Source organism: Candidatus Nitrosoglobus terrae, assembly GCF_002356115.1.
Taxonomy (GTDB): Bacteria; Pseudomonadota; Gammaproteobacteria; order Nitrosococcales; family Nitrosococcaceae; genus Nitrosoglobus; species Nitrosoglobus terrae.
In genome coordinates, this window is sequence record NZ_AP014836.1 from 1,916,819 (window position 1) to 1,937,875 (window position 21,057).

Here is a 21,057-nt window from a genome sequence, read left to right on the forward strand (position 1 = left end):
AATTTCTCTCTAAGCAAAGTAGTTAAATTCAACCCCATCTAAAAAAAAGAATACTATTCTTTTGTTATTTACTTTGAGATAAAAGCACCTTAGACCGATGATCTAGGGTAGCTCATAATTGCAAAGTTCAATAAGTATGCGATAATTCTGAGTTAGCACTGGGAGTAAAATAAAAATGCAAATCGGAATTCCAAAAGAACTCCATTTAGGTGAGAAACGGGTAGCGGCTACCCCAGATACAGCCGAGCACTTACAAAAACTAGGGTTTTCAGTTGCATTAGAGTCTAAAGCGGGCCTTAGTGCTAATTTCTCTGATGAAGCTTATCGTCAAGTAGGCGTTAAAATCATTGAAAACACCCCATCTTTATGGGAAACCTCGGATATTATCCTTAAAGTTCGCCCTCCGGGAAAATATTCAAAACCTGCTATTGATGAATTAGCCCTATTACGGGAAGGCGCTTATTTAATCAGTTTTATCTGGCCGACCCAAAATAAAAATTTATTAGAACAACTAGCAACAAAGAAAGCTACCGTCTTAGCTATGGATAGCGTACCTAGGATATCTCGTGCTCAAAAACTAGATCCTCTAAGCTCCATGGCTAATATTGCAGGTTATCGGGCGGTTATTGAGGCCTCTTATCATTTTGGCCGCTTCTTCACTGGGCAAATTACTGCTGCCGGTAAAATTCCGCCTGCAAAAATATTAGTTATTGGTGCTGGAGTAGCTGGACTATCCGCCATTGGTACCGCAGTAGGATTAGGTGGTATTGTGCGGGCATTTGATACTCGACCCGAGGTTAAGGAGCAAGTTCAAAGCATAGGTGCTGAATTTCTAGTCCTCAACTTTAAAGAAGAAAGTAGTGGAAAAGGCGGATATGCCAAGGAAATGAGTAAAGAGTTTATCCAAGCAGAGATGGCGCTCTTTGCCCAGCAGGCTGCGGAGGTAGATATTATTATCACCACCGCTCTAATTCCAGGTAAGAAAGCACCGATCCTCATTACCGAGGAAATGGTTAAATCCATGAGACGGGGCAGTGTTATCGTTGATCTAGCTGCTGAGCAAGGAGGAAATTGCGCTTTAACAAAACCCGATGAAGCTACTACCAAGCATGGGGTGACTATTCTTGGCTACACAGACCTACTGAGTCGTCTTCCCACCCAAGCTAGCCAGTTATATGGAACTAACTTACGTCATTTACTTGAAGAGCTATGCCCAAATAAGGATGGGATCATTCATTTAAATATGAAAGATGAGATCATCCGTAGCCTCACGGTAGCCAAAGATGGAGAGATTACCTGGCCACCTCCACCTCTATCAAAACCAGCCGTACCTGCCCCCAAGCCATTACAACAACAGGCAGAATCCATACCCACCCAAGGGCAAGCAATAGCGGCAACACCAAAAAAGAAATGGCAACTTTCTAAAGCTGTTAAAATTGCATTATCCATGAGCTTAAGCGGCTTAAGTTTATGGGGGTTAGGGGCTGTGGCTCCTCCTTCTTTTATGCCTCATTTTATGGTCTTTGTGCTGGCCTGTTTTGTAGGTTATCAAGTGATTTGGAATGTGACCCCCTCCTTACATACACCTTTAATGAGTGTCACGAATGCCATCAGTAGCATTATTATTATTGGCGCGCTTGTTCAGGTTGCTAAACCTGGGATTTTGCTCGGGATCCTCGCAACAATTGCTATCTTAATCACCAGTGTCAATATTGCCGGTGGCTTCCTTGTAACCCAACGCATGCTGCGGATGTTTAGAAAATAGGAGAGAGCAACATTATGTCCCAAGGTCTGGTTACAGTCACTTATATTGGTGCAACCATCCTATTTATCCTCAGCTTGGGCGGTTTAAACCACCAAGAAACTGCTCAGCGTGGCAATATCTATGGCATGGTGGGTATGGTAGCGGCCATTTTAGCTACAGTCTTCAGCGGTGCAATTAATACTCCCAGTGCCCATATCTTGCTTATAATCGCCATGGCGATTGGTACTATCATTGGAATTAAGCTGGCGCAAGAGGTCAAAATGACCCAAATGCCAGAGTTAGTAGCCATACTGCACAGTTTTGTAGGTCTTGCCGCAGTTCTAGTAGGCTATGTTAATCTCATTGCGCCAGAAATTGAGATTACCGGAGTTGAAAAAACAATCCATAGCGTCGAAATCTATCTCGGAGTTCTCATTGGTGCGATTACTTTTTCCGGATCTATCATCGCTTTTGGTAAGCTTAGTGGGCGTATTGACGGTAAACCTTTATTGCTTCCTGCTCGCCATGGGTTAAATTTAGGATTGGTTATCCTCATGATCTGGCTAGGAAAAGCCTTTGTTGTATCTCAAGCAACAGGGTCAGGGCTGCTCTTTCTTTTACTGATGACAGTTATTGCCCTTGGATTTGGTGTTCATATGGTGATGACTATTGGAGGTGCCGATATGCCAGTGGTGATCTCCATGCTCAATAGCTATTCTGGCTGGGCAGCCGCTGCCACTGGCTTTATGCTAGCCAATGACCTATTAATTGTCACCGGTGCTTTAGTGGGCAGCAGCGGTGCTATCCTTAGTTACATTATGTGCCGTGCCATGAATCGCAATTTTATCAGCGTTATTATGGGCGGTTTTGGTACTGGATCTGGTGATACCCTCACCCCCCTTACTACCAGTAGTGGTAAAGTAATTGCTATTAGCGCTGAAGAATCAGCCCAGCTTTTAAAGGTAGCTAAGAGCGTCGTTATTATCCCTGGCTATGGCATGGCGGTCGCTCATGCTCAGCATACTGTGTATGAAATCACTAAATTACTACGAGAGCAGAACATCAAAGTACGCTTTGCCATTCATCCGGTAGCTGGGCGCATGCCAGGCCATATGAATGTATTATTGGCTGAAGCTAAAGTACCCTACGATATCGTTCTGGAAATGGATGAAATTAACCAAGACTTTCCAAGCACAGAAGTAGCTATTGTGATTGGTGCCAATGATATTGTTAATCCTTCTGCTCAAGAAGATCCTAATAGCCCTATTGGTGGCATGCCCGTCCTTGAAGCTTGGAAAGCAAAAACAGCAATCGTATTAAAACGAAGCATGGCAGCAGGTTATGCCGGTATAGATAATCCTTTGTTCTACAAAGAGAATACTCGCATGCTCTTTGGGGATGCCAAAGAAAGTCTAGGCGCTGTACTCTCTTATCTTCATAAAAGCCCTTAAAATAGTACCGGCTAAAACCAATGGCGTAAGTCTCAAGGAAGAGCCGCCCCTAGCCCTAGCATTATTCAGCATCTAAATATTTGTCTCATCTACCTGCTAAAAAACTATCATTAGCAGGATAGTTGAGCCTTCTAAGCAGAATCTCTTATCCAGTCTCAGTCCTTTACAAATATCATCACAGCTTGGAATAAAAATTGGCCTATTCTCATTTTAGCCACTAGCGGCAGAGCTTTAGCTCAATCAGCGGTAGCGGGTAGTTATCGAGTATTAGTAGCGGATCATTACGCCGATGTGGAGACTCGGCAAATGGCTTCAACTTGGGTATACATCCCACTTGATGCTGATTATGTATATTGGTACCAAGCTGTTGCACAGATTATTGATCTAGAGACTCACCCCGTAGGTTTAATTTTTGGCAGCGGGTTTGAACATCGCCCTCATTTTATTGAAGATCTGAGCCTGCTAGGAATATTACTAGGCAATACTGCCAATAATATCCGATTACTTAAAGATCCTCATTATTTTTTCTCCTTACTCCAGTCTTTACACATTCCTGCGCCTGAAACCCAATCTTTTCCTCCAATTAATCCTATAGGCTGGTTGCGCAAAACTATCGGTGGCACTGGAGGCCAGCACGTGCTATCCGCAATGCCTGATCAGATCGCGTCTAACTGTTATTACCAACGTAAACTGGAAGGCCAGCTTGGATCTGTGCTCTTCCTTGCAAATGGTAAAGAAGCCCAAATCCTAGGCTACAATCGATTGGAGCTCACTCCAATCGCTTTTGCTCCTTACCGTTATGGCGGAATCTCAGCGCCTTTAGCTATAGATCCTGTTACTCATATGCTTATGCAAAGCTATTTAACCGCTATTACAGCAGTAACGGGTTTATTGGGCCTAAATGGGCTTGATTTTATTCAAACCCCTACCAGAGAGATCAAGGTATTAGAAATCAACCCTCGACCCCCTACCTCTTTAGATCTATATCAAGATCTATTTAACCCATTAGATGCCCATATTCGCGCTTGCTTAGGAGTATCATTGCCTATCCACGTCAATCCTATGTTATTTGCTCGCGCCTTTTCCATCCTTTATGCACCCCATTCGCTGCGAATCCCACAAAATGTATCTTGGCCTCATTTTTGTCATGACTACCCCATAGGCAATTATTCTATTGAACAAGGAGAACCCATTTGCTCAGTTCATGCTCAAGGCATTAGCATTGAGCACTGCTGGCAGCAGCTCCAACAGCATCAATCCCAAGTGTTAAAGTTATTAACTGCAACCTAACACAAATTTGTTACCTCTTTTTATGGTACAGGTAGTTATTTTTAATAATCATCATGGCTGGCATAGCCAGCAGCTGGAAGTAGCTTTAACAGCTAAAGGGATAAAAACTATCCGCGCAAGCTTAGACCAGTGTCGGATTGATTTAGATCTCCCTTCTGGGCTTTATATTCCTGGATTAAGCGCAACATTGCCCCATGCGGTCATCACCCGAGGAATTGCAGCGGGCAGCTTTGAGCAAATTAGTGTACGCTTAGACATCTTGCATGCCCTAGCTGAACTAGGTGTTTATGTACTCAATAACGCGCTTGCTATTGAACGTACCGTAGACAAAGCGCGAACCTCGCTACTGCTCCATTATCAAGGTATTCCCACGCCCCGTACTTGGGCCTGTGAAGATACAGATCAAGCTCACCAATTAATTGCCCAAGCACAAAGGCAGTGCCACGAACTTGTGCTCAAACCTTTATTTGGCTGCCAAGGGCAGGGGCTTATTCGACTCAGCTGCCCTGCTGACTTAAATACCTGTGGGGCTGTAGGTGGACTCTATTACCTACAGGAATTTATCCCTCCTATAAATAAGGGTATCTGGCAAGATTGGCGAGTTTTTGTGGTGAATCATCAAGCAATTGCCGCCATGATTCGCCGAGGGCACACTTGGATCACCAACGCTGCCCAAGGCGCAGAATGCTTTCCAGTGCCCTTAGATCCTGAAATCAGTAGGCTGGCCTGCCAAGCCACCCAAGCTGTCGGCGTTGATTATGCAGGGGTGGACATTATCTATTCCGTAGATAAGGGTTTTCAGGTACTGGAAGTTAACAGCATTCCTGCTTGGCGGGCGCTACAGCAAACCACAACCATTAATATTGCTCAGGTGCTAGTAGAATTTTTATTAGAAAAACTCTATTGCTCTTGACATATGACGATGCTGACACGTGCTCGTAGCTTGAATCCGCTCCACTATAAAACCAGAACAGCAGTTAACTTAAAATTAACACTGTAGCGCTCTGGAAGAAAACTAAGTGCTTATTGCGCTGGGCGACTGCCTAAAAGCCAACCATTCACTATCGTACCGTATAGCGACATCGGGGTATTATGGTATTTTGCGCGCGTAGTCGTGACATTACCGGTATAGCGAGGGTCTTGCGGACGTTCGTGGGCATTCATGTACATCGCCACATCCCACGCCTCTTGGTCACTTAGCACACTGCTAAGATTTAAAGGCATATTAGCCTTGATGAACGCAGCGGCGTTATCCAGCTGGTGCATGCCGGCTCCCCAATTGAATGACTGGGAGCCCCATAACGGCGGAAACACATTGCGTCCTGCAATCTGCTGACCCGCGCCGTCAGGACCATGGCACGATGCACAGTGATTCACATAGACTTCCTTGCCGCGCGTGTAGTCTGGCGATCGCTGGGGTTTAAAGTCTTGCTTTGGATACCCAGCGCCGGTTAGCTTTACACCCCTAGGCGCGCCCTTGGATAACCACCGCGCATAAATCTCTAGCGCAACGATGACATCACTGTTCAGCGGTGGCGCTTTCCCGTTCAGGCTGAAACGGAAGCAGTCCTGCAGACGCTCGCCGAAACTATTCACGTGGCCATTCTTTGCCAAATATCGTGGATATAGGCCGTAGGCACCCCACAAGGGTGCAGAGTTTGCACGCCGCCCAGCATCAAGATGGCAATTACTGCAGGATAACCTATTACCAACATAGGTGCGCGCTTGCTTTGCTGTATCGGTGAAGATAACGCGACCGCGCCGGATCTTATCACCTAGGGAACCGGCAGGGATTGCCGACTCTGGCGGGGGCGTGAACGTAGGTCGTTCCGGAAATTTTAATGCAGTATGAGTGATCACCGCAACACCCACCACGCTGCGTCCCATATCCAGCGAGGTGCTTTTGTTTGAAGACTGGGAACACACGGTAAGCGCCAGCACCCCCAAAAGCAATATTAGCAATTTACCCATAGCCTTATTGCCAATAACGGGTGGTGGCTTCCACCTCCTCAGCTTTACTGGCTATAGGTGGAAAATTCTGCGCACTGAATTAAATCCTCAGCGCTTAAATTGCCATTATATAAAGCGCTGGCTAATAACACTCCATCGGCACCCCACCGGACTAATTGTTGTAAATCTTTGAGGCAAACAACCCCCCCCGCTGCAAATAACCCTCCTTGCTGTAGCCGTTTTTGCTTGATCTCATTCAACAGTGCCCAATCCGGCCCTTTCTGGGTTCCTATTTGTCCTAAGCTCATGACAATCACGGTCTCTGGCCATAATTCCGGCTGGGCACTCAACTCCGCAGAACCAAGGAAATGGCCATCGCGGTAATCTAACGATAGAACTAATTGATCGGCCATGGGTAAACGCCGCAATTTTTGCCAAGTGTCTATATCAGGTAGACTTTCCGTCCCCACTACCGGATAGGCTACCCCCAACGCAAATAATTGCAGGATAGCCTCACAGCTTACCGCCCCCCCATCTACCCATAATTTCAGCTTAGGATAATTTTGTACAATGGCGGCTATCACCGAGCGATGATGACCACGCCCCATAATTCCATCTAAATCAGCTAGATATAAATGGGAAAACGGATACCATTCCAACAATCCAGCTATAACCTCTAAAGGGGATGAATGAGCAGAAAAAGGAGAAATCAACGGTAAATAATGTTCCCGCCGCCCTCCTTTTGCATGGACAACTAAATTATTCATTAAGTCAAGCACAGGTAGGAGTTTCATCAAATCCTCGCGCCCTCGCTAAAACTGAAGAAAAAGCCCACTAAATAAATTAATCCGGATAAAATTCACCCGCTAGCACCTGACTCCAAGTCCATCCAGTATCCGCAAAAGCGGCGGGAAAAGTATCTTCATCCCTATCTGTTTCTCGTGCGGCTACCGTTACAGCGCTTGGGTAAACTTCCCGGATCGTCTCTTCAACTTTTGGCTTTAAGCTTGGGCTTTTGGTTAAACGCCGAGCAATATGCTGGCGCTGTTCTTTAATCGTTAATTGCCAACTTCAGGTTCTGCGATTGGGTTGGTATTTCCATTTAAGTAAGTGCATCAGCAATACAATTAACCGATTCTCAACCTCATTTCTATCGCTGGAGGCCATTTCCTCTAACTCCCCAATCAGGGCTTCCACGTTCACCTCCTCAAACCGACCTTGTCGTAGCTTTTCAACCGTCTCCTGAGTCCAACCATAATAGTCTTGCTGTGGAGTTATCATGTTAAGCGCTCCCATAAATCACTTTAACCATAATACCCCTGACTATTTCAGCAAGGACGAAGGCATAAAGTTAATCTTAAGGATCTGCATAATGCGTTCACGGCTGTTTAATGACCCACGGGTAATCGTTCGTATCACCTCATAATAGGCCCTCAGTTTTGGATCTTGAATTCGGTTATCGTTAAATTTAATACTTTCCAGATAGCCCGCCGGCAGCTCTCGGTGAAAATGCCCAATCCGCCAATTTGGGTCGTATTTTGCTGGCAGCCTTGCGAGTAAGGGATCGGCTAAGGCGCAGGTATCGATGTAATGGGTACCTGGGCCATCGTGGACAGAGAAAAACCCGAGGAAACCACATCTAACTTTAACTTTCGCCGAAAATTGTAGCGTGCAAGATTCTCTGCCAAGGGAGCGGCATATCATTTCGGCTTGATAGCGATCATCCCCTATGGTCCATTCTGGGCGAGCAAACGTAGACTTTGGCGCCGCTAGGAGACCATACCCTTGAGAATAAAACCCTCGTTCATCCGCTATCCCATCGTTGTAAATCTTTACATGGGAATAATCAAAGCCGCTGAAAATATTGGGCTGGAGGGAAAATATTCCAAAAGCTAGAAGCGCTACCGTCATATAAGCGGTATATTCTTTATCTAGTCGATTCAATAACGCCTTGGCAATCATCACGGAGGCCACGAAAAAAGGTACCGTAAAAAATCGGCCCTCCATGAAATCCCCCCCCACGCTAATAATATAAACGATATACAAGCCTATCCCAGCCGCTAAAGCTTTGTGAATGGCTGAACCGCGAGCACCCAAGAGTAACCCCAAAGCTATCCAAAATAGGGTTAAGGGATCTCGATCTAGACTATGCAGGATATATCTAAATCCTTGAACAAATAGCTCGCTCTGGGGTATCCCCGTACCCAGCTTAGCATAGGCGGTATTGGGGAACATAAATCCATAGTAATACAGGGAGAAACCCGTCCAAGCAATGATCGGGATAACAGCAATCAGTAAGGATTTCATCAGCCGTTTTTTATCCTTAAGATTCTGTATCAATACGAGCATCGCAAGGGGAAGAATCACCAAAATTAAATCAGCCCGATTGAGATAAAGTAAGGAGCAACACAGAAAGAATAACGTCAGGTTTTTTTCAGGTGCTTCCTCAAGTCTGATAGCCAGTAATATAATCGTAATACTGAGTAGATGAGATAACGGATTTTCTAAACCAGAAGTTGAAAAATCAATAAAGGCTTTTGACAAGGTTAACGCAAGTAACATTAAGATTGCAGCGGGTATATTTTTAGTAAATTTTCCCAGTAATAATCCCACGGAGGCTATTGAGGCTAAGAGGGAGAGCACGAATGTGGAGACATAAACATTTTTAAAGATTAATGTACCAAGACTGAGCAGCAAAAACCAAAGCGGATGGGTATAGGCTTGAACCCGTTCATCTACATTAAACGTTGGCCCAAATCCATGGGTAAAATTGAGGACAGTTCTAAGTGTGATGGCCGCATCATCAGAAATCCAAGCCGTTTTAACTAAAATGACCAAAAAATAAAAATAACAGCCGAATCGAATAAATGTCTGTAAGGATAGATTCATTGCTTAGATCTCATTGATAATTTCTTTGTGCATTACTTTCCTCCCTCATCAGGGAGGCTAAATCTTCAAGGAAAGTGTATTCTACGTCAATCCTAAACTATGAAAATCCTCGTGTATGAGCATATAACCAGCGGAGCCTTATGCACAGCGCCCTTACCTACCTCACTGGTCAGGGAAGGCAACGCCATGCTGGAAGCTTTGCTCACCGATCTAGCAGAAAACTCAAGCGTACAAACTGTTATTCTTCGGGATTATCGCCTAAAGCTACCGGCTCATATCCGCCACTATTACTATATCCATAATCTTGATGAATTCCACTGCCGCTGGCACGACTGTTTAGAGGGTGTGGATGCGGTCTTACCCATTGCTCCAGAAACTGAGGGTCTCTTAACCAAGATTCAGGAATCGGTACTTAAAGCGGATAAACGCTTACTCGGCTGCCATCCGGAAGCAACGGCTATCGCCACTAGTAAAAGCCAAACGGCTCACTGTCTAGCGGTAGCAGGATTAATGACTCTCCCCACCACTTGGCTTCAGGATTGGCAACCCGATAACGCCATAGCTGATCCTCTGATCTGTAAGCCCGATGATGGCGTTGGTAGTACTGATGTTTTATATTTCGATAACAGTACTACTTTAAACAGATGGAAACAGGGAAAACCGCCAGAAATTTTAGCCAACCGGATTGTTCAACCTTATCTTCAAGGAATAGCTGCTAGCCTTTGTCTGCTCTGCGATAAGGGTGAGGCGCTTTTACTCTGCATCAATCAGCAGCATATCCAAATGAAAGCGGGAGCCTTGTATCTAAGGGGGATTACCGTCAATACCATGGCAATCTCAAAAATCTTTCAGGAAATCGCGGATCGGATTGCCCATGCCTTACCCAAGCTATGGGGTTTCGTGGGGGTTGATCTTATCCTTGGCCCACAGCCTATCGTAGTAGAGATTAACCCGCGCTTGACCACCAGCTATCTCGGGTTACGGAAAACGTATGGGATCAACCCTACTCGCTGGCTATTGACCCTCCTAGATCAAGGGATAAAGGCAGTAGAGCTACCTCCTAATTTAGGCTATAAAATGACGCTTATCACGGAAAAACAAAGGGTTATTTGTGCCACTGACCGTTATTAGCGGCTGGGATATAGGGGGCGCTCATCTTAAAGGGGCTTTGACCAATGCTCAAGGCCAAATTATACGCTGTACTCAAGTATGCTGCCCTTTATGGCAAGGGTTGGATCATTTACTGCAGGCTTTTGAACATATGAAAATCCAACTAGGAGGAATCGGTGACCTAGTAGCCATCACTATGACAGGAGAGCTTGCTGATATTTTTAAGGATCGCCATCAAGGCGTTCAGCTTATTTTAGAATGTGTTGAGCAGTTTTTTAGCCCGATGCCCGTGTATGTATTTGCGGGCACTCAAGGATTTATTCCATTAGGGCACGCCTCAAAATATATAAAATCAATTGCCTCTGCCAATTATCTTGCTACTAGCCAGTTGGCTGCTCGCCATTGGGATCAAGGACTGATCATAGATATTGGTAGCACTACCAGCGATCTCATTCCCTGTAAAGCGGGTAAGCCACACCCTCAAGGAAAAAATGACCATACTCGCCTGATAAGTGGTGAACTCGTATATAGTGGTGTCATCCGAACACCGCTGATGGCTATAGTACAGCAGGCTCCTATAGAGGGGCGCTGGGTGCGACTAGCGGCTGAGCATTTTGCCACTACCGCTGATATCTATCATTTGTTAGGATGGCTCCCAAAGGGTGTTGATCTTTATCCCAGCGCAGATCATCAAGGTAAAAGCCCAGAAGACTGCGCCCGGCGGCTGGCGCGAATGATAGGCGCTGATAGCCAACAAGAATCATTCTCTTCGTGGAGAAAACTAGCCTTCTATTTTGCTGAACAACAATGCCAGCAGCTAACTCAAGCTATTTTTCAAGTACTTTCACGGATAAACCTTAAGCCTGAAGCCCCCATTATTGGCGCTGGCATAGGGCGGTTTTTAGCTATTGAATGCGCTCGAAGGGTTCATAGACCTTATGTAGATTTCGCTGAAATATTAAAAATGAGCCCCCATATCCCTATCAATGCGGATCACGCCCCTGCTGCTGCTATAACACAACTTGCTTGGGAACAATTGCAAAATACCCATTGTTAATTTTATGCAAACCCACCCCTTATATGCAGAATTGCCTTATTCCGAGGACTCAGTACCGTTATTTGAAGCGGTACGACTAGATCCTTGGCCGATTTTTTTAGATAGCGGCTGGCCTACCAACTCACTAGGGCGTTTTGATATCATTGCCGCTGATCCCTTTGTAACCCTTAAAACAACAGAGCTAGAGACAACCATTTGTAAGCGTGGCCATACTTTCTCAAGCATTGATAACCCCTTTACCCTGTTACGATCTGAGCTGTATCGCTATCGAAACCAAAAAACGCCTTTCTCCACCCATGAGCTTCCCATGATAGGGGGCGCTATGGGCTATTTCAGCTATGACTTGGTTCGATACTTTGAAAAGCTCCCGACCCTTGCCTTAGATAGGGAAAATATGCCTGAAATGGCCATTGGGATTTATGATTGGGTCATTATTGTTGATCATCACCAGCAGCGCTGCTTTCTTGTAGGTCAGGGTTATGACGCTAAAACTAGAGAACGATGGGAAGCGCTTAAACATCATTTACGCCAAGTTCGCTGCTCACCGCCTCAAACTCCATTTCACCTCAGCAGCCAAATTATATCTAACCTAGATAGGCAAGATTACCATCAGGCATTTACTCATATTCAATGTTATATTCGGGAAGGGGATTGTTACCAAGTTAATCTCTCCCAGCGATTTGAAGCCTTTGCCCAAGGAGATCCATGGGCGCTCTACCGTCGCTTACGCCTAGTCAATGGGGCGCCTTTTAGCGCCTACTTTACCATTCCAGAAGGCACTATACTCAGCACTTCTCCTGAGCGCTTCCTGCAGGTGGATGCTACCGGCACCGTTGAAACTCGTCCTATCAAGGGAACTCGTCCTCGAAGTGCTAACTCATTAGCCGATCAGCAGCTTGCACTAGAACTTCAGCACAGCCCTAAAGATCGGGCAGAAAATGTGATGATTGTCGATCTGCTACGTAATGATCTAGGTCGGGTATGTACCCCAGGTACCATTCACGTTCCTAGTCTTTGTACGATTGAATCCTTTGCCACCGTCCACCATTTGGTAAGCACCATACGAGGTCAACTTGCACCCAAGCAAGATTCCCTTGCGCTATTGCAGGCCTGTTTTCCAGGAGGATCAGTGACGGGGGTTCCCAAGATTCGGGCAATGGAAATCATTGAAGAATTAGAGCCTCATCGTCGTGGGATTTACTGTGGTAGTCTCGGTTACCTTGATTTTGAGGGCAAGATGGATACCAATATCGCTATCCGCACCCTAGTGCATAATCAAGGCTGTTTGCGCTTCTGGGCCGGAGGGGGCATTGTGGCCGACTCAATGGAGGAAGACGAATACCAAGAGACGTTAACAAAGGCAGCCGCTATCTTATCTACTTTAACTGAGTACACCCGATTAACTCATCATCCTACAAGATTTTCTTGCCTTGGCTAGCTTTACAGAACATAGCGCTCCATGGGTGATTAAACTGGGGGGTAGCCTCTACTACAGTCATACCCTTTCCCAATGGCTACAGCAGCTTAGTGCAATTGGAGCCGGAAAATTTGTTATCGTCCCAGGCGGAGGCCCATTTGCTGATCAGGTACGGGCTGCTCAAAAACGCTGGAAAATCACCAATATTCATGCCCATGCCATGGCATTACTGGCCATGGGGCAATTTGGCTATCTACTCCAGAGCTTAGCACCTAAGCTGTGTGTTGCTAACAGCTGTAGCCATATTCACCAAGCTTTACATCAAGGGCAGGTACCCATTTGGCTGCCGACCACTGAGGTATTAAATCACCCTGAGATCCCAGCCACTTGGGAGGTCACTTCTGACAGCCTAGCCCTTTGGCTGAGCGGTCAATTAAAAGCCAGTCGATTAATTTTGGTGAAAAGCGCACACATCCCTGACTCATCATCCATAAGCGCTCAGACCCTTGCCCAGCAAGGAATTGTGGATACGGCTTTCCCCAATTTTCTTCGCACAATTACTATTCCCTGTTATTACGCCCATACAGAGGATTATCTACACGCCACCGAAAATGGAATCAGTCACATAGGAACCTGTATCCTTGTATAAATCTCTAAAAATTTACAGGCATATAACCAATCCCTATAATCTACCCTTTTAATTATCCAGATTAAATATAATACCCGCTTCAAAATTAACAGTTATTCAGTATTTAACTTATCTTAATGCCCCATGCGAAAAAGTAATATTATTGCCCTGACGTTATTCACCCTCGCCCTTGTTAATATCGCCCTTCAGTACTTGGCAGGGGAGGCTATCGGTAAGTGTGCCCCAGGAATCCCCATTTTCACTTGCCCGTTACTGAATGCAGATGTGCTGTATATCCCCACCCTGTTTTCTGATCTGCTGGCCAAACAAGGCCACTTTCAGGATTGGTTTCTGACCCCAGCCCCCTATTTCTTCCCCGATTACCTTATGTTTCTGTTGGCCTATCTGCTAGGCTCAGGGCCTTATATTCAAATTCTGATTTTTGCCCTCCTGCAAGTCAGTTTAACCTTTGGGGCTATTTGGCTGCTGGCAAAGCAGGTCCTCGATAACGCTCATGCACTACTCACTGCTGCTGCCGTATCGATCCTATTGGTTTGGCTGGCCTTAACCGCTTCTCAGCCCTTTGTGCTGTTTTTAGTGATTGGGTTTCACTATGGTACTTTTTTGATTTCTATTATTTTTATGGCGTTATGGTTGCAGATCAAAGACTCAAGAGAGAATCAAAGCCAACGCCTAGTTTATGTATTGCTTGCGCTGCTGGCCTTTCTGATTGCTGTATCCGATCGACTCTTTATTGCTCAAACTCTTGCCCCACTAATAGCTATTAGTTTGCTGATTCCCCTTATCAAGCAAAACTTCACCTTAAAAACCGAATGGTTAGCCCCAGCCATGGCTTTAACCTTGATTGGTTTAATAGTCCTGCAATTGGCGGTCAGTCTTCCTTATTATTTTTCTATGGAATTGGGGTTTATTATCATTGCCGTGCTGGCCACTTTAATGAGCCAAGATTTACTTTTAAAGCTAAAAAACCACGTTATTCACCCAAGCCCTACCCTAAAATCTCACCTGCCTTTAATGTTAGTCATCGCCTCTACTCTCATCGGGGTGGTGGTGTTTAAGCTGACAATTACGATTCCTCATTATGGCGTAGTGCCTGAATTTAAAGGTATATCTATCAACCTAGATAGATTTTATACGGCATTTCAGAGCGCTGTTACCGACCATCCTCTCTTTAGTGGGTTATTGGTATGCTATCTAGCTGTTGTTCTACGTACTTTTTACCGCCTCAAAACTAACCCCCGTGCCCTTGACTATAAACTATCTTGGCTCATCCTCTTTTCTGTCCTCTCTATGACACTGGTCTTACTTGCTTTTTTATCAGTTTCTAGGCCTGTAAATACCATCCGGTACTTAATTCCGTTTTTCTTCTGGCCCATTATCATTACTTGCTTCTATTTAAGCCATTATCTCACGACTAGATTTATCCCCACTGCCATCACGGCCTGTCTCCTGCCGATACTGGCCTTAAGCGGACAGTCCTATCAATTAATTCAAGAAAATGGCCTCAATACTCGTTACTATCCCAACGATATTGCCTGTCTCGATGAGACCTTGGAAAAAGCCCAGCTTAATCATGGCCTCGCTCAATATTGGGATGCCAAGTATCTCCAGAATTTTAGTCGCTTGGATCTCACCCTTGCTCAGTACGACAAAGATAACGCGCCCCTTAAAAAGGATTACTATTGGATCACCTCAAAGAAATATTTCAGAGAAAACTACGATTTTGCCATTATGAATGAGCGAGCCTCCCCTGAGCCTATTATTAGGATTAATGGCAGTCCCCAGCGGGTTAAAAGCTGCGGATTTAGAAAACTCTATATCTACGGTAAAGATAGGTTACAGGTTAACAATACCTTTAATCCAGGCGATTCTTATACTTGGAAAGCCTGTGATTTGCCTACAGAAATCGGTCAGAAATCAGATCAATGTGCTATGGAGAAAAAAGATACAGCACAAGCGGGGTTTGTGACTCATGGCCCGTATAAAAAATTACCCGCCGGTCAATATCATTTTGAAATTACTTACATGAGCCCAGCAGATACATTAGCGACCGTGGGCGCTTGGGGCGTGGTGGTTGACCCCAGCCAGAATCTTAAAGTCTTAAAATCTCAGCCGCTCTTAGGTACTCACTGGGCAATAGGAAAGGCTCGCGGGGATTTTTTCTTAGCCTCAGCTCAAGATATGAAGGAGGTGGAGATCCGTACTTGGGCTAAAAAAAACCAGAATCTAAAGGTGCTCTCTCTTCAAATTACCCGAGATACTCGATTCTGGCATCAAAACTCAATTTGGAATAATTAAGGCGTGAAAATTTCTTATTTAATGCCATACTAAAAATTCAGCTAAGTAGTTTAACGGGCGTTTTTTATAGTAGCTTCTAAAATATGAGGAGCAAAATCATTAGAGACTACCGCATGGCCTAACTCTTTGAGTAATACTAGGCGTAGCTGACCATCTATAACCTTTTTATCTACTGCCATCAGTTCTAAAAAACGAGCCGCGTCAATTGCTTGGGGCGCTCGTGTGGGAAGCCTTGCTTGCTCCAAGAGTCTAATCACACGGTTGACCTCAGTGGTGGATAGCCAGCCTAATCGCTGAGAGAGATCGGCTGCCATGGCCATACCCACTGCAACTGCTTCCCCATGAAGCCAAGTTCCATAACCCATTCCCGTTTCAATAGCATGACCGAAAGTATGCCCCAAATTAAGCGTAGCCCGAATCCCAGACTCTCGCTCATCCGCAGCCACGATCTCCGCTTTATTATGGCAAGAACGTTCAATCACATACCTTAAGGCACTACTCTCCCGTGCCAACAACTGATCCATATGCTGCTCTAGCCAAGTAAGCAGCTCAAGATCTCGAATCAGGCCATATTTTATGATCTCAGCAATTCCAGCCCATAGTTGCCGATCATCTAGGGTATTCAAGGTATCGGTATCGGCCAGAACGCAACGGGGCTGATAAAATGCGCCAATCATATTCTTCCCTAAAGGATGATTAACCCCCGTTTTTCCACCCACTGAGGAATCTACCTGTGCCAGTAACGTGGTAGGAATTTGAATGAAAGCCACTCCTCGTTGGTAACAGGCAGCGGCAAATCCTGCCATATCACCTATCACCCCTCCGCCTAATGCAATGAGGGTACAACGGCGAGAGAAAGTAGCTGTCAGTAGGGCATCAAAAACCTGAGTTAATATCTCTAAAGTTTTATACTGTTCACCATCAGGCAGGATAACTTCAGCACACCGATAGCCTTTTAGTCCTTTTAAGAGCTGATCCAGATATAAAGGTGCAATCGTTTCGTTAGTCACAATGGCAACCTCTGATCCTGTAATATGAGCTGCCAGCAAATGACTCTGGGCTAGTAAACCACAGCCAATGTAAATGGGATAGCTTCGCTCCTGAAGATCAATTGCTACGGTAATCATACAATCATGATACTTAAGCTTTTAAAGTCCCTAATCCCTTCACCTATATAGCATACCTTCATTTTTTTAACCCATTGCAAGACATTTTTTTCTGATAAGCGCCTTTTTTACATAGTTTAAGCTGCTGTAGTACCTCATTTACTACCACTCTAATTGGCCGCTCCCCGGTCTTAATCATAATATCCGCTACTTCTCGATATAGGGGATCCCGCGCTTTGAGTAAGCTTTTTAAATATTCCAATGGATTTTTCGTCTGTAATAAAGGACGATTATGATCATGCATTGTCCGGCGATGTAGCTGCTCTGCTGATGCATACAAATAAACGACTATGCCGCGTTGTGTTAAATATTGTCGATTTTCAGCAGCCAGTACTGCGCCTCCCCCCGTAGCCAATATAATACTATTTAGCTGAGTCAATTCGGCAATCATCCCACGTTCACGCTGACGAAAACCCACCTCGCCTTCAACCTCAAAAATAACTGGAATACTGACTCCCGTACGGTACACTATTTCTCGATCGCTATCATAAAATTTACGCCCCAGTAACCTTGCTAAATACCGACCAACCGTTGTCTTACCTACCCCCATAGGGCCAATCAGAAAAACATTTTCTATCACGTTAAATTCATCAGCCGCTATGAGATTTTATATAAATCATTAAGCATAAAAAACTGATAATATCAGGAAAGCTAAATCGCATAATTAATTAAATACACTATGTTTCCTCTTTTACAATTTTAGGTGTGACAAAGATAAGCAGCTCGCTTTTATTATTTTCCTCTGTCCTACTTCGGAATAAAGCCCCTACGTAAGGTAATTTACCCAAAAAAGGAACCATACTTCTATTCTGATTTTGCTCTTGCTCATAGATTCCTCCTAACACTACGGTTTGACCATTATCTACCAACACTCGGGTAGAGAGTTGGCGAGTATTGATACTTGGCACCCCATTAAAAACAGTACCTACAGTATCTTGGTTCACCATTAAATCCATGATAACTCGGTTATCCGGAGTAATCTGAGGAACTACCTTTAAACTGAGCACTGCTTTCTTAAAGGACACAGAAGTTGCACCGCTGGAAGCTGCTTGCTGATATGGGATCTCAGTACCTTGTTCAATTAACGCTTCTTTATTATTAGAGGTAATCACCCGTGGATTAGAGATCACTTTACCTCGACCCTCCGCCTGAAGCGCCGAAAGTTCCAATTCTAATAAAGTACCATAAGGCAATTTAGTAAAAGCAATAGCAGCTCGTGCAGCATCCGCCTGAGTAACGGGAAGATTAACATTTAACTGATTTTTTAACGGATCCTGAGTACTCTGAGTACCATTAATAATCTGATTCGTTGCCTCTAAGGATCCCGAGCTAATGGGCTGACTACCCGTCTCAGTGACGCCAAATCGAACGCCAAGTTCTTTACTAAACGTAGTGGTAGCGATCACAATCCGTGATTCAATCAGTACTTGGTGTACTGGCACATCAAGCTGGACAATCAATTTACGAATCTCAGCGATTTTATCCGGAGTATCCATGATTAATAAGGTATTTGTACGATCATCTATTGTTAGCTTACCCCGCGGTGATAAAAAAGAGTTATTACTCCCTCCTCCACTGCCTTGAAATCCGCCTCCCCCTAAATACCCTCCTCCTCCCTGAGATCCTCCCCCTCCCCATGAACTTTGAAGCCCTTGACCACTATTTGCGGTATTTTCAGATTCAAAATTACCCCCTCCTTGAATAATATTGGCAAGGGCACTGGCTTTCGCAAAATTTAGCTGAATAAATTCAGAGCGTAGCGGTGCCAACTCCTCCATTTGTTTTTTTGCCTTTAGCTCCTGTTCTTCTCGGGCTGCGATTTCCTCGCTGGGAGCTATTAAAAGGATATTATCCGTACGGCGCATAGCCAGTCCTTTCGTTTTTAGAATAATATCCAAAGCTTGATCCCAAGGCACTCTTTTGAGGCGTAAGGTAATATTTCCTTGCACTGAGTCAGTTGTGACTAGATTAAATTCAGAAAAATCTGCCAATAACTGTAAGACCGATCTAACCTCAATATTCTGAAAATTTAGAGAAAGCTCTTTACCCGTATAGCCCGGCTTATTTTCGTTGACTAACCCCTTATTTTGCGTAATCTGCGGTTTAAGCTCGACCACCAAGGTGTTCTCTGATTGATAAGAGAGATATTTATACTCAGCACTGGTAGGAATAATCACAATACGGGTATTCTGACCTTCAGCAGCTGCATCTATAAATTTGATCGGGGTTGCAAAATCCAATACATCAAGGCGTCGCTCAAGATCCCGAGGCAAGGTAGTGTTATTAAAATCAACGATAATCTGACTATTTTCCTCTCGAATATCTACGGGTATCTGGGTATCTGAGAGGGAAATAACCACTTGGCCTTCGCCATTTTCTCCCCGCCGAAAATCAATATTTTTAAGCAAATGCCGCTTTGCATTGGCTACCGTACCTGATTTAGAGAAGCCATTGATAGTGACGTAAATGGTATTTTTTTTGATTTGGGTTTTAAACGGCACGCTGCGTACTAGATTAACGACGATCCGCACTCGATCTGCTGCTTGAGCCATAGTAAGACTATGGGCTACTCCTAACCCAATGAGCTGAGATTTACTCATTGCCCCAATTTTTATTCCCGGAAAATCCAGCACAATACGCGCGGGTTCATCAATAGTGAAAGATTTAGGATTAGGCATAGCCCCTGAGAATTCTAACCGAATTTGAACCCGATCCCCTGATAACAATGAATATTTAATATCTTGTAATTCAGTAATCGCTAGGACGGTACGAGGCAAAAGCACAAATAGCAGGCTTACTATCAGCGGTGAAAAATACAAAAATATCCTACCCATAAAATGACTTAAACCTCTCCTTAAACCTACTCAGTCAGCATCAACGTGGCTTGATGTTCTGACCAACCTCCTTTCTCATCAGCAATAAGCTCAGTCAACTCAATCAGCTCCTCATGAATAGCCGTCACCTTGCCATAGTTTTTGCCCATATAGTTACCTTCTTTAATGCGGTATAACATTCCATCAGGAGCCCGCATAATGGCCCAGATCTCCTCTTTGTTCTCCAACACCCCTACCATCTTAAGTGAGTCAAGTGTGTATTCTTCTAGAGGTTCTTTATGTCGTTTAATATCAGGGGTAACAGTACTCTGATCAGGATTAGTGGAGACCATTGACTGCCCGTCGGGCGTAAAAGGATCACGAAACTCAGATGCCTGATAGGTAAAAGTCTCGTAAGGTTTAGAGATTGGGAGGGGTTTAATAGGCTTTTGAGGACGAGATTTTATTTGCTGTATATATTTTTCTAAATCTGCAAAGGGCTTATCACCACACCCCGATAGTATTACGGGTAAAATGCCTAGCAAACCTATAACTCTTATTGAAGGATTCCTTTTAGACTCACGCTTATCACTCATTTCTTATTATTTCGTTTTTGACTTCCTCGGCTGGCTGGACTCTCCCCCTGATCAAAATAGCGATAAGTTCTGGCCGTAATCTCCATCACTAATTTTTCCCCTTCTTTATGCTGGATAGTAAAATCATGCAAAGTTACAATGCGAGGAAGGCGCGCCACCTCGCTTATGAATATGCCAAATTGATGGTAGCTCCCCATAACACGAATCTGAATAGGCAGCTCGGCATAGAACTCTGCTGGAACCTCAGCCCTTGGTTTAAAAAGATCAAATCCCAGTCCAGTGGAAATTCCGACTTCAGAAATATCGGTCAATAAGTTAGCAACCTCAGTTTTACTGGGTAATTGACGCAATATAGACCCAAAAGAGAGTTTCACCTCCTCCATTTGCTGCTCATAGACCCCTAAATTTGCTGCTTTCTCCTGCTTAGATTCAAAAATAGCTTTTAATTCAGGTTCCTTATTTCTAAGCATTTGAAGCTGTGATAACAAATCTTGGGTAAAAAACCAATAACCTCCACCTGTCACTACGGTGCAAAGCAATATTACTGAAACTGCCTTAACCGTAACCGGCCAATCACTTATCTCATTAAAATCAAGCTCCATAAGAATCCAACATTTAATTTAAGAT

18 protein-coding genes and 1 pseudogene are annotated in these 21,057 nt (G+C 44.5%); 9 read left to right on the forward strand and 10 right to left on the reverse strand.

Annotated features, from left to right (window positions below; translation table 11 throughout):
• Positions 1 to 175: 175 nt before the first annotated feature.
• The 4 genes from TAO_RS09015 (at position 176) to TAO_RS09030 (ending at position 5,398) form a co-directional block, all read left to right on the forward strand.
• Positions 176 to 1,765, forward strand: coding sequence for a Re/Si-specific NAD(P)(+) transhydrogenase subunit alpha (locus TAO_RS09015; protein WP_096527592.1), 1,590 nt, complete (start codon positions 176 to 178; stop codon positions 1,763 to 1,765).
• Positions 1,766 to 1,779: 14 nt separating this feature from the next.
• Positions 1,780 to 3,195, forward strand: coding sequence for a Re/Si-specific NAD(P)(+) transhydrogenase subunit beta (gene pntB / locus TAO_RS09020; protein WP_096527593.1), 1,416 nt, complete (start codon positions 1,780 to 1,782; stop codon positions 3,193 to 3,195).
• Positions 3,196 to 3,501: 306 nt separating this feature from the next.
• Positions 3,502 to 4,485, forward strand: coding sequence for an ATP-grasp domain-containing protein (locus TAO_RS09025; RefSeq protein ID WP_231910646.1), 984 nt, complete (start codon positions 3,502 to 3,504; stop codon positions 4,483 to 4,485).
• Between the two features lie 22 nt (positions 4,486 to 4,507).
• Positions 4,508 to 5,398, forward strand: coding sequence for an ATP-grasp domain-containing protein (locus TAO_RS09030; protein ID WP_096527595.1), 891 nt, complete (start codon positions 4,508 to 4,510; stop codon positions 5,396 to 5,398).
• A gap of 110 nt (positions 5,399 to 5,508) precedes the next feature.
• Here the strand turns inward: TAO_RS09030 and TAO_RS09035 are convergent, their stop codons facing one another.
• The 5 genes and pseudogenes from TAO_RS09035 to TAO_RS09050 all read right to left on the reverse strand — a co-directional run bounded on the left by TAO_RS09035 (position 5,509) and on the right by TAO_RS09050 (position 9,324).
• The gene (locus TAO_RS09035) at positions 5,509 to 6,132 is read right to left on the reverse strand and encodes a c-type cytochrome (protein WP_331712997.1); all 624 of its coding nucleotides are present in this window, start codon (positions 6,130 to 6,132) and stop codon (positions 5,509 to 5,511) included.
• Entirely contained in the window at positions 6,078 to 6,260 is a 183-nt protein-coding gene (locus TAO_RS10015; RefSeq protein WP_231910674.1) for a hypothetical protein, read from the reverse strand. Before TAO_RS10015 ends, TAO_RS09035 begins: the two co-directional genes overlap by 55 nt.
• A 240-nt stretch (positions 6,261 to 6,500) precedes the next feature.
• Positions 6,501 to 7,229 carry a HisA/HisF-related TIM barrel protein gene (locus tag TAO_RS09040; protein WP_096527597.1) on the reverse strand — a complete coding sequence of 243 codons (729 nt, stop codon included), beginning with the start codon at positions 7,227 to 7,229 and terminating at the stop codon, positions 6,501 to 6,503.
• A gap of 49 nt (positions 7,230 to 7,278) precedes the next feature.
• Positions 7,279 to 7,731 (reverse strand): annotated as a pseudogene (locus tag TAO_RS09045) (DUF29 domain-containing protein).
• Positions 7,732 to 7,758: 27 nt separating this feature from the next.
• A complete protein-coding gene (locus TAO_RS09050) occupies positions 7,759 to 9,324 on the reverse strand; it encodes a hypothetical protein (protein WP_096527598.1) in 1,566 nt (521 codons plus the stop codon).
• Positions 9,325 to 9,423: 99 nt separating this feature from the next.
• On the opposite strand from TAO_RS09050, the gene TAO_RS09055 reads away from it, so the two are divergent.
• The 5 genes from TAO_RS09055 to TAO_RS09075 all read left to right on the forward strand — a co-directional run bounded on the left by TAO_RS09055 (position 9,424) and on the right by TAO_RS09075 (position 15,855).
• The gene (locus TAO_RS09055) at positions 9,424 to 10,455 is read left to right on the forward strand and encodes an ATP-grasp domain-containing protein (protein ID WP_096527599.1); all 1,032 of its coding nucleotides are present in this window, start codon (positions 9,424 to 9,426) and stop codon (positions 10,453 to 10,455) included.
• Positions 10,436 to 11,491, forward strand: coding sequence for a hydantoinase/oxoprolinase family protein (locus tag TAO_RS09060; protein ID WP_096527600.1), 1,056 nt, complete (start codon positions 10,436 to 10,438; stop codon positions 11,489 to 11,491). The genes TAO_RS09055 and TAO_RS09060 overlap by 20 nt, the downstream gene beginning before the upstream one ends.
• A gap of 4 nt (positions 11,492 to 11,495) precedes the next feature.
• Positions 11,496 to 12,929, forward strand: coding sequence for an aminodeoxychorismate synthase component I (pabB, locus tag TAO_RS09065; protein WP_096527601.1), 1,434 nt, complete (start codon positions 11,496 to 11,498; stop codon positions 12,927 to 12,929).
• Positions 12,922 to 13,557 carry an amino acid kinase family protein gene (locus TAO_RS09070; protein ID WP_096527602.1) on the forward strand — a complete coding sequence of 212 codons (636 nt, stop codon included), beginning with the start codon at positions 12,922 to 12,924 and terminating at the stop codon, positions 13,555 to 13,557. The genes pabB and TAO_RS09070 overlap by 8 nt, the downstream gene beginning before the upstream one ends.
• A gap of 123 nt (positions 13,558 to 13,680) precedes the next feature.
• Positions 13,681 to 15,855: a hypothetical protein gene (locus TAO_RS09075; RefSeq protein WP_096527603.1), complete on the forward strand. Its 2,175-nt coding sequence runs from the start codon at positions 13,681 to 13,683 to the stop codon at positions 15,853 to 15,855.
• Between the two features lie 50 nt (positions 15,856 to 15,905).
• Here the strand turns inward: TAO_RS09075 and aroB are convergent, their stop codons facing one another.
• The 5 genes from aroB to TAO_RS09100 form a co-directional block, all read right to left on the reverse strand.
• Positions 15,906 to 16,982 (reverse strand): 3-dehydroquinate synthase, encoded by a 1,077-nt coding sequence (gene aroB, locus TAO_RS09080; protein WP_096527604.1) that lies wholly within the window; start codon positions 16,980 to 16,982, stop codon positions 15,906 to 15,908.
• Between the two features lie 58 nt (positions 16,983 to 17,040).
• The gene (locus tag TAO_RS09085) at positions 17,041 to 17,601 is read right to left on the reverse strand and encodes a shikimate kinase (protein WP_096527605.1); all 561 of its coding nucleotides are present in this window, start codon (positions 17,599 to 17,601) and stop codon (positions 17,041 to 17,043) included.
• 97 nt (positions 17,602 to 17,698) lie between these two features.
• A complete protein-coding gene (gene pilQ / locus TAO_RS09090; RefSeq protein ID WP_096527606.1) occupies positions 17,699 to 19,855 on the reverse strand; it encodes a type IV pilus secretin PilQ in 2,157 nt (718 codons plus the stop codon).
• A gap of 26 nt (positions 19,856 to 19,881) precedes the next feature.
• Positions 19,882 to 20,430 (reverse strand): pilus assembly protein PilP, encoded by a 549-nt coding sequence (locus tag TAO_RS09095; RefSeq protein ID WP_096527607.1) that lies wholly within the window; start codon positions 20,428 to 20,430, stop codon positions 19,882 to 19,884.
• A complete protein-coding gene (locus TAO_RS09100; RefSeq protein ID WP_096527608.1) occupies positions 20,427 to 21,032 on the reverse strand; it encodes a type IV pilus inner membrane component PilO in 606 nt (201 codons plus the stop codon). The genes TAO_RS09095 and TAO_RS09100 overlap by 4 nt, the downstream gene beginning before the upstream one ends.
• Positions 21,033 to 21,057 lie beyond the last annotated feature (25 nt).